The organism is Thermus sp. (assembly GCF_056332225.1).
On the sequence record NZ_JBWGQW010000145.1, the window covers coordinates 1 to 889 of the forward strand.

1 protein-coding gene and 1 pseudogene are annotated in these 889 nt (G+C 71.9%); both read left to right on the forward strand.

Annotation, left to right across the window (positions count from 1 at the left end; translation table 11 throughout):
- Positions 1-486 (forward strand): annotated as a pseudogene (locus AC01Y6_RS10550) (hypothetical protein); the annotation flags it as partial.
- Positions 422-742, forward strand: coding sequence for a hypothetical protein (locus AC01Y6_RS10555; RefSeq protein WP_428720934.1), 321 nt, complete (start codon positions 422-424; stop codon positions 740-742). The pseudogene AC01Y6_RS10550 and the gene AC01Y6_RS10555, both read left to right, overlap by 65 nt.
- The last annotated feature ends 147 nt before the right edge of the window (positions 743-889 follow it).

Below are 889 nucleotides of genomic sequence, written 5' to 3' on the forward strand. Positions count from 1 at the left end.
CTCACCTTCCACCGGGCCTGGGGCGGCAAGGCCCTGGTGGCGGTGGCGGAGAACGGGCGGGCCGGGTTCCCCCTGGCCGAGGGCGGCTTCCCCAGCTACCGCAACGCCCTGCCCAGCGCCCCGCCCCTCGGGGAGGTGGAGGTGGAGCGGAGGGCCCTCCTCCAGGCCCTGAAGCGTGCCCTGGCGGTGGCCCACCCGGAGAACCACCCCGTGCGCCTCCGGGCCGACGGGGAAGGGGTGCGGGTGGAAGCCATGGGCGAGGGCTTCCTTCCCCTCTCCGAGGAGCTCCTTCCCGGGAGGGGCCGGGGAGAGGTGGTCGTGAACGGGCGCTACCTGGTAGACGCCCTGGAGGAGGTGAGGAAAGAGGAGGCGCGGATCCTCCTCTACTCCGGGCCCGGCGTGCCCCTGGTGGAGGTGGGGGATGAGGGCTTCTACGGCCTTATCGCCGGACTACGCCCTCCCAAGGACGCCGCAGGCCAGGGCTAACCGCATCCTCCGGGGGCTCCTGGAGGAGGCCCTCTTCGGCCTCCCCTTCCTGGATAGCCGCCTCCTCCAGGAGCTCCTCGCCGGGAAGGAAGGGAGGAGGGCGGAAGCCCTGGTCCTGGCCGGGCTGAGGAAGAGCCCGGTCCTGGCCAAGACCCTGCTTCCCCTTCCCCTGCCCCCGGCCTGGAGGGAGGCGGCAGAGGAGGGGGCGAGAGGAGACCTCCGGGTGCCCCTCTTCCCGGAGCTTTTGGCGGCGTAGGGCTTGGGGGCGGGGGGACCCGCCCCCCGGAAGCGAGCGGAGGAGGTGAGGAATGGTCTTCATCCAGCGGAAAGTGAACGGCGAAGAGGTCATCCAGGTCATCCCCCGGGAGGCCCTCGTGATGGTGGAGCTCCTGGGGCAGAAGGT

What these genes read in the sequence shown, in the direction of transcription:
- AC01Y6_RS10555 (WP_428720934.1), top strand. Translation starts at nt 422, where the DNA reads ATGAGGGCTTCTACGGCCTTATCGCCGGACTACGCCCTCCCAAGGACG.